We start from the raw sequence: 8,309 nt of genomic DNA, 5'->3' as shown, positions 1-8,309 counted from the left end.
ATACCACATACCGCCCAGTGCGTTCGTCGGGGTCGAGAGGGCCGCTCGCGCGGCGGGCACCTGGGTCTGTGGCGTATACCACTCCCATCCGACCGATGCAGCCGTGCCGAGCAGGCTCGACCGCGACCTGGCCTGGCCGGGCTTCGTCTACGTGATCGTTGCGGGGCGCAGTGACGCATCGGCCCCGGACGTGCGCGCCTGGCGGTTGAAGGATGACCGCTGCTTCGAGGAAATCGCCATCGAGGCGTCATGGGCGTGACGCTGCTGCTGCCGTACGCGCTGCGCGAGTACACCGATGGCTCTGCGGAGCTGACACTGCAGGCGACCAGCGCGGGCGACGCGCTCGCCACGCTCGTCGCACGCTATCCGCGTCTCCGGCGCCACCTGTTCGCGGAGAACGGCGCACTGCGCGGCCATGTCCGGGTATACCGGAACGAGCAGGAGATTTCAGACCCGGAGGAGTCGGTCCATGACGGAGACACGCTCATGATCGTACCAAGCATTGCAGGCGGCGCCGGTGCTGCGGGCACCTTCGAGCGCGCGGAGATACAGCGCTACGCGCGACACATCACGCTGCCCGAGGTCGGCTGGGAGGGGCAGGAAAGGCTGCGCAACGCGCGTGTCCTGGTCGTGGGTGCCGGTGGACTCGGTTCGCCCATCGGACTGTACCTCGCCGCGGCCGGCGTCGGTACGATCGGCCTCGTCGATTTCGACGATGTCGATCTTTCCAACCTGCAGCGCCAGGTCATGTTCTCGACGGACGACGTCGGCCGCGCCAAGGTCGACGCCGCCAGCGAGCGGCTGCACGGCGTGAACCCGCACGTCCGCATCGTGCCGCACCCCGTGAAGCTCACGTCTGAGAACGCGCTCGAGATCCTCGGCGACTACGACGTCGTCATCGACGGCACGGACAACTTCCCGACGCGCTACCTGGTCAACGACGCGTGCGTCCTGCTCGACAAGCCGTACGTGTATGGCTCGATCTACCGCTTCGAAGGTCAGGTCGCGGTGTTCGGTGGCCGGGAAGGGCCGTGCTACCGCTGCCTTTTCCGTGAGCCGCCGCCGCCCGGGCTGGTGCCGAGCTGCGCCGAGGGCGGCGTGCTGGGTGTGCTGCCCGGCATCATTGGCTCCCTGCAGGCGCTCGAGGCGCTCAAGATCGTGCTCGGCACGGGCACGACACTGAAGGGGCGCATCGCGCTGTTCGACGCGCTGTCGTTCCGCTGGCGCGAGCTGCGCCTGGCGCGCAATGCATCGTGCCCCGTCTGCGGGGACGAGCCAACCATCACCGAACTGATCGACTACGACGCGTTCTGCGGCGTGGCCGAAGCAACGACCACGGAGACCATCGACATGGAAGGCGAACTCACGCCTGCGCAGCTCAAGCAGCGGATCGAGACCGGCGAGCCGCTGCAGCTCATCGACATCCGCGAGCCGTTCGAGTGGAACATCGCGAACCTGGGCGATCACGGGGCCCGTCTCATCTCGCTGGGCGACCTGCCCGACGCGATGGACGATCTCGATCGCGACCAGGACATCGTCCTGTACTGCCGGTCGGGCAGCCGCAGCCAGCAGGCCCTCGAGTACATGCGCGCGGCCGGCTTCGAGCGCGTCTCACATCTCCGCGGCGGCATCACCGGCTGGGCCACCGAGATCGACCCGGCAATGCCCACATACTGACGCGCGCACCCACGGCTCTAGAGTGGTACACGGCGTGCAGCATGCACTGCGTCAGGGGCTGGCGCAGTGCGCAGCACGATGATTCACCGAACAGGGCAGGGCACACGTGAGCAGCAGCATGCTCGACGTACGCAGCATCGCAGCGAACCTCTTCCAGGGGCGTCGCCGCAGTTACCTCGCCGCCGGCGCCGTCGTCCTCGCCGCCAGCCTGTTCGGCGCTGCGCGCGCGTTCCCGCCGCAGCAGGAGCCGGGCATCACGCCCGCCGGCGATTCGGCCGCCGGGGACCAGGCGATGCCCGACGTCGAATCTCCGCCGGAGGCCGCGACTGCGGCCCCCGCTGAGCCGACGCCCTCCGCCACGGCGCCCGAGCCGCTGCCCGCTGCGGATCCCGCGACACGGGTGCCGCGCCCCGACGCGATCCGCGGCATCTATCTGAACGCGTACGCCGCCGGCTCGGAACGCAAGCTCGATCGCCTGATCGGCATCGCGAACGCCACGGAGATCAACACCTTCGTCATCGACGTCAAGGAGGCGGGCGAGATCAGCTACCGCTCCGCGGTCCCGCTCGCGAACGAGATCGGCGCGACGCGCGCATACGTGCCGAACATGCGCGCCGTGCTCGACAAGCTGAAGGCGAACGGCATCTATCCCGTCGCGCGCATCGTCGTGTTCCGCGACCCCATCCTCGCGAACGCCCGTCCATCGCTCGCCGTGCAGAAGGTCGACGGCACGGGCACGTGGGAGGACACCCACGGCTACCACTGGGTCGATTCGTTCAACCGCGCGGTGTGGGATTACAACATCGAGATCGCACGGGAAGCGATCCGCATCGGCTTCTCCGAGATCCAGTGGGACTACGTCCGCTTCCCCGACGTGCCGCTCTCGCACATGCGCACCGCCGAATGGCCCGCACGCGACGGCCGCACCAAGGAGGACGGCATCCGCCAGTTCCTGGTCTACGCGAACGAGAAGCTCGCCGATCTCGACGTCCCGGTCACCGCCGACGTCTTCGGCCTGACGACCTCGGCCGGCGACGATCTCGGCATCGGCCAGCGCTGGGCAAAGATGGTGGACGTCACTGACGCGCTGCTGCCGATGGTCTACCCGTCCCACTACGCGCGCGGCAGCTACGGCATCGCAGAGCCCAATGCCGAGCCGTACGAGGTCGTGAAGACCGCCCTCGCACACGCGCGGAAGCGCACCGACGGCGTCGAGAACGCGGCCCGGGTCATCCCCTGGCTCCAGGATTTCACCCTCGGCCCGCCCCGCTACAGCCCCTGGCACGTCCGCGAGCAGATCCGCGCCGTCTACGACGCCGGCTACGACGAGTGGATCCTGTGGCATCCGGGGAGCAACTACAGCGAAGCAGCCCTGGCATCCGCCGACGGTGACGTGCCTCGCCTGGCTCGGCCCGAGCCGGAGGCGCCCGTTCATCGCGGGCCGCGCGTTCTCGGTACGCCGATTCAGTAGATTTTTATCTACCACGGAGCGCACGGAGATACACAGAGTTATTCACCGCTGAGGCGCGAAGGGCGCTGAGGTGAGAACCTGCACAGCATCACTGAACAAGAGAAAACGCGCATCGGCGATTCTGCTCGCCGGTGCGCGTCATGCATTGTCTGAACTCGATCCACCACCACGTCACTGCACACACCCCGGACGCAGCGCATTCACATTCACGCTGCAAATCAGAAATCCGAATCCTCTATTGCAACGAACGAAAGGCTAAGACCGGCAGGGTACGTCACCAACTCTCAGCGCCCTTCGCGCCTCAGCGGTGAAAAAAACTCCGTGCCCTCCGTGCTCTCCGTGGTAGAAAAAACCTCCGTGCTCTCCGTGGTAGGAAAAGCTAGTCGTTGCGCACGCCAGCGTGCTGGAATCGCGCACCGCCGCGGTCAGGATGCCCCGAGTAGCGCGGCTTGTGGAACAGGAATCCCTGTGTCAGGTGCACGCCGAGCTGCTTCACCGTCTCGAACTCCTCGCGCCGCTCCACGCCCTCTGCCACGACCTTGGCGCCGTGCGTGTCAGCGAACTGCACCAGCGTCTCGACCAGGTTCTGCTTGAGGAAGTTCGTGTCGATGTTCGAGATCAGTGAGATGTCGAGCTTGATGTAGTCGGGCGCGAGGTTCGCGATGGAGCCGAGGCCGGCGTAACCGCTGCCGGCGTCGTCGACGGCGAAGCGGAATCCGCGCTCACGGAACGACTTCAGGTACTCCTGGAAGCGCGGGTAGTCCTTGATCGCCGTGCGCTCCGTGATCTCGAGCACCACGCGGCTCGGATCGTCAATGCCGAGGTCGGCAGGGTCCAGGTTGCGGAACGTCGGATCGTCGAAGTCGTGCGGATCGATATTCAGGAACAGGAACTGTCCGTCCTTCAGCTCGTCCAGGATGCCCTCGACGGCACGCTGCCGCAGCAGCCGGCTCAGCTCCCAGACAAGGTTGGCCTCCTCCGCGACTTCGAACAGGATCTCGGGCGAGCGCAGCTCGCGACGCATCCCGCGGGCGAGCGCCTCGAAGCCGTAGACCTCCTCGGTCTCGCTCACGATGATCGGGTGGTACTCGATGAACACCGCGCCGTCCCGGATCGTCGACTTCAGCCCGCTCACCTTGCGTGTGCGCTCCCACTGCTCGGCACCGCGCGCTGCCTGCGCCGCTTCACGGATGCCGCGATAGATCAGCCGCTCGGTTCGGATCTTCGGGTTGCGGAATACCGTCGAAGCGCCGACGTAGATGCCGCACAGTGCCGCGATGTCCTCGCCGTGCTCGGTCTCGACCTGCTGGCGCAGGTGTGCCTCGAGTCGCTGCGTGACGTCGCGCAGGCGCCGCTCCGCGGCCGCGGGTGAGGTGGGCACGTGCGTGAGGAGGATGAAATCGTCGTCGGCGATGTGAGAGACCATCATGATGTTCTCGTCCGGCCGGTGCTCCTCCGCGTAGAAGGAGCGCAGCGCGCCGGCCGTGGTCTCCAGGACGTCGTCCAGCTTCTGCCAGCCGTAGATCTCCTCGATCTTCTCGTACCAGACGAACTGGATGTAGAGGACGGTGAGCTCGCCGCGTCGCTCCAGCAGGTCGCGGGCGCGCTCGGTCATCACGGCCAGGGTAGGGAATCCGGTCAGCTTGTCGAAGAGCAGCTCCTCGTACCGCACCAGCTCGGCCGCGTCATGCTTGCGCCGTGCAGCGGTCTTGCCGCCCGCGCGGTTGGCCGCGACGCGCAGGCGGATCTGCAGCTCCTCTTCCGTGACGGGCAGAACGATCCAGTCGTCGGCATCGGCGGCCGTGACGTCCGCGCACTGCGTGTCTGCGTGACACGCCACGACGAGCGCGGCGTTGCGTCGCCGTGCCTGGCTGCGCAGCGACTCCGCGTCCGTGTTGCTGTCGAGCTCCACGATCATTGCGTCGACCGGCGTATTGTACGCCTCGCCGCTGCCGCCATCCATCGGCTCATCCGCGACTTCGGCGCCCATCGCTGCCGCAGCGCCATCGATCACCCGGCGCAGCGCTTCATCGCGCACGCGAGCAACGATCTTCAAGCGGTCTTCTCCCGAACGGCCAGGTTCTTTTCGACCCGCTCCGCCAGCTCCTCGAGGCGGATCGGCTTGACGATGTAGTCGTCCGCGCCCGCGCGCAGACCCTCGGTCTTGTCCGTGAAATCACTGCGCGCGGTCAGCATCACGACCCGCGTGTTTCCGAAGTCGGGATGATTCTTGATGACACGCGCGACTTCCCACCCGTCCATGCCCGGCATCATCACGTCCAGGAGCACGAGGCCCGGCTTGAGGTCCTCGAGGCGGGCAAGGGCAGCCTGCCCGTCCTCCGCCGCTTCGACGTGATAGCCCCTGGACTCGAGGAAGGTCTGCACGATGTCGCGTGAATTGGGATCGTCGTCGACGATCAGGATTCTTTCACTCATGACGTCCACCCTCAGCGGTGGCTCAGCGGTTGCCCCGGCCAAGCCAGCCCAGAACCCCGACCACAGGAAGCAGCACGATTGCAAGGGTCCAGGCGGCCTTCCTGCGGGCCGGATGCCGGCTGCCGAACACGCTGGTGATGGCCCATGCCTCGACCACGAGTATCAGCAGGACGATGGCGAGTCGCATTGGCGCATCCGTTTCCGGCCCGGTCGCCCGAAAAGGGGCAAGTTCTGAGCCATGGTACCCTTTTCTAGCTACTCGCGGCCCGTGGCAGATCCTGCTGGGCCCGTACGAACTGCAGCTCGTACAGGCGCGCATACAACCCGCCCCGCTCGAGCAGCTCCGCATGTGTGCCCTGCTCGCGCAGCTCGCCGTGGTGCAGCACCAGGATCCGATCGGCGTTCTGGACCGTGGAGAGCCGATGAGCGATCACGATCGAGGTCCGGCCGTGCATGAGCGTATCGAGCGCCTGCTCGATGCGTGCCTCGAGCGCCGAGTCGACGGAGCTGGTCGCCTCATCGAGCACCAGCACCAGCGGATCGAAGGCCAGCGCCCGCGCGAACGAAAGCAGCTGGCGCTCCCCGACCGAAAGCGACGCACCCCGCTCCCCGAGCGGTTCGGCATACGCGTGCGGGAGCCGCCGGATCATTGCATCGGCGCCGACGCGCTGTGCCGCCTGCGCGACACGCTCATCGTCGATGCTGCCTTCGCCGAGGCGGATATTGTACGCGATATCGCGGCTGAACAGAAAGACGTCCTGCAGCACGAGCGCGATGCGATCGCGCAGCGCCCGCGGATCGACCTGTCGGATCGGCACCCCGTCGAACAGGATCTCGCCGCGCTGCGGCTCGTAGAAGCGCATCAGCAGGCTGATCAGGCTGGTCTTGCCTGCACCGGTATGGCCGACCACGGCGAGCCGCTGTCCTGGCTCCACCGTGAAGCTGATGCCGCGCAGCACCCAGTCCCATTCGCCGTCATCGGTACGGCCGTATGCGAACCAGACGTCGCGGAACTCGATGCGGCCCTGTGCGTCCCCGGGAAGCGAGAGCGCCGGGCCGTACGTGGCCGGTGGCGGCTCCGTGTCGAGCAGGCCGAAGATGCGCTCGCTGGAGGCCATGGCCCCCTGCAGCATGTTGTACTTCTCGGAGAGGTCCTGGATCGGCTGGAAGAACCGACGTGCCCACTGCAGGAATGCCGCGAGCACGCCGACCGTGATGCCGCTCTCCGCGAGCCCTGCCCCGCGGCTTCCCAGGATCTGCGCGCCGCCGTAGCTGATGATGAGCGCGAATGCCGTGGCGGTCAGCAGCTCGATCACCGGAAAGAAGATCGCGTAGTACGTGATCGAGCGGAGATGGGCATCGAGGTAGTCGGCGTCGATCCGGCGGAAGCGCTGCGACGTTTCGCGCTCGCGGCCGAAGAGCTGGACGATGCTCATGCCGGTGATGCGCTCCTGCAGGAACGCATTGATGCGGGCGAGCCGGACGCGGATATCGCGGTAGGCGTTGCGCACGCGGGCGCGGAACACCTGTGTCGCAACGAACACCAGCGGGATCACGAGCATCGTCACGAGCGCGAGCTGCCAGTCCATGATCAGCATCGCGCCGGTGATGAAGAGCAGCGTGAACACGTCGCCGAACACCGTCACGACGCCCGAGCTGAACAGCTCGTTCAGCACTTCGACGTCGGACGTCACGCGCGTCATCAGCCGGCCGACCGGGTTCCGGTCGTAGTAGCGCAGCTCCAGCTTCTGGAGATGGCCGAAGATCTCCCGCCGCAGGTCGTACATCACGCGCTGGCCGAGCCAGGTCGTGATCAGCGTCTGCGCGTACTCGAGGATGAAGGCGACGATGAGTGACGCGAGAAACGCCAGTGCGAACAGGCCGAGCAGCCGGGTGTCACCCTCGGGGATGGCCCGATCCAGGGCGAGCTGCGTCAGCCAGGGGCCGACGAGGGCCATCAGCGAGGCGCCGAGCAGGATCAGGATGGCGACGACGACGCGGCCGCGGTACGGTCGGAGGTAGCCCAGCAGCCGACGCATCAGCCGCGCGTCGTACGCCTTGCCGAGAGCCTCCTCTTCGTGGTGCTGCGCGTCGGTCACAGACCGTCCTCGAGACGGCGGCGCTTGCGCTCCGCCTTGATCCGCCGGCTGGCGTCCTTGGCGCTCTCGCCCGGACGGCGGATCGAGACTTCGACACCACCCATCATCACGAAACCGCGCACGTGCAGCCTGGGCGAACCGTCGTCCATCTCGGGGGCGCGGTCCATGTGCTGGTCGCGGTGCTCGAACGCCCCCATGATCGCGACGCCGCTGGTATCGACGGGCAGATCCGGCGGGACGATGATCTCGACACCGCCCATCGTCGCGAAGATGAAGACTTCCGTGACGCCGGGCCCGAAGCGGGCATCACGGAAGTCCAGCTCCGCACCGCCCATGAACGCGATCACGATCGTGCGCCGGGCCGGCGTCCAGGTGCCGCGGCGCTCGACGCCGCCCATGATCGCGATCAGCGTCTGGCTCTCGCGCACTGCGCCGGCAAGGACTTCTGCGCCCTTGCGGAGCAGCCGGTCGGCCTCCGGTTCGGGCGAGCGGGGCGGCCGGATCGTCGGCAGGTCGGACGTCAGGCGCGTGAGCTCCGCCGGATCGAGCGTCCGGTGTGCGACGTCGACACGACGCTCGAACTCGTCGACCGTGATGTGATCGGCGGCGTAGTGCTGTACCAGAGC

Annotated in this window: 8 protein-coding genes; 3 read left to right on the top strand and 5 right to left on the bottom strand. The window is 67.1% G+C overall.

From position 1 onward, the window contains the following. The 3 genes from VFU06_10670 to VFU06_10660 all read left to right on the top strand — a co-directional run. The coding region (locus tag VFU06_10670; protein HEU5209867.1) for a Mov34/MPN/PAD-1 family protein at positions 1-259 on the top strand (259 nt) is incomplete at its 5' end. Next, positions 250-1,677 carry a molybdopterin-synthase adenylyltransferase MoeB gene (gene moeB / locus VFU06_10665; protein HEU5209866.1) on the top strand — a complete coding sequence of 476 codons (1,428 nt, stop codon included), beginning with the start codon at positions 250-252 and terminating at the stop codon, positions 1,675-1,677. The genes VFU06_10670 and moeB, both read left to right, overlap by 10 nt. A 106-nt stretch (positions 1,678-1,783) precedes the next feature. Then, on the top strand, positions 1,784-3,148 hold the full coding sequence (locus VFU06_10660; GenBank protein HEU5209865.1) for a putative glycoside hydrolase: 1,365 nt from the start codon (positions 1,784-1,786) through the stop codon (positions 3,146-3,148). Between the two features lie 379 nt (positions 3,149-3,527). Here the strand turns inward: VFU06_10660 and VFU06_10655 are convergent, their stop codons facing one another. The 5 genes from VFU06_10655 to VFU06_10635 form a co-directional block, all read right to left on the bottom strand. After that, positions 3,528-5,204 carry an EAL domain-containing protein gene (locus VFU06_10655; GenBank protein ID HEU5209864.1) on the bottom strand — a complete coding sequence of 559 codons (1,677 nt, stop codon included), beginning with the start codon at positions 5,202-5,204 and terminating at the stop codon, positions 3,528-3,530. After that, on the bottom strand, positions 5,201-5,584 hold the full coding sequence (locus VFU06_10650; protein ID HEU5209863.1) for a response regulator: 384 nt from the start codon (positions 5,582-5,584) through the stop codon (positions 5,201-5,203). The genes VFU06_10655 and VFU06_10650 overlap by 4 nt, the downstream gene beginning before the upstream one ends. 22 nt (positions 5,585-5,606) lie before the next feature. Next, complete coding sequence (locus VFU06_10645) at positions 5,607-5,771, bottom strand: PLDc N-terminal domain-containing protein (GenBank protein ID HEU5209862.1); 165 nt, start codon at positions 5,769-5,771, stop codon at positions 5,607-5,609. Between the two features lie 64 nt (positions 5,772-5,835). After that, positions 5,836-7,683, bottom strand: a complete 1,848-nt coding sequence (locus tag VFU06_10640; GenBank protein HEU5209861.1) for an ABC transporter ATP-binding protein — start codon at positions 7,681-7,683, stop codon at positions 5,836-5,838. Continuing rightward, positions 7,680-8,309: LiaF domain-containing protein (locus VFU06_10635; protein ID HEU5209860.1), on the bottom strand; the 630-nt coding region annotated here is incomplete at its 5' end. The genes VFU06_10640 and VFU06_10635, both read right to left, overlap by 4 nt.

The sequence above is a fragment of the Longimicrobiales bacterium genome (assembly GCA_035764935.1).
Classification (GTDB): Bacteria; Gemmatimonadota; Gemmatimonadetes; order Longimicrobiales; family RSA9; genus DASTYK01.
The sequence above is the reverse complement of the archived record's forward strand: the minus strand, read 5'-3'. Positions and strand labels throughout refer to the sequence as shown.

Excerpts from the sequence above, each read along its gene's own strand:
- moeB (HEU5209866.1), top strand. The coding sequence starts at position 250 with ATGGGCGTGACGCTGCTGCTGCCGTACGCGCTGCGCGAGTACACCGAT.
- VFU06_10650 (HEU5209863.1), bottom strand. The coding sequence starts at position 5,584 with ATGAGTGAAAGAATCCTGATCGTCGACGACGATCCCAATTCACGCGAC.
- VFU06_10645 (HEU5209862.1), bottom strand. The coding sequence starts at position 5,771 with ATGCGACTCGCCATCGTCCTGCTGATACTCGTGGTCGAGGCATGGGCC.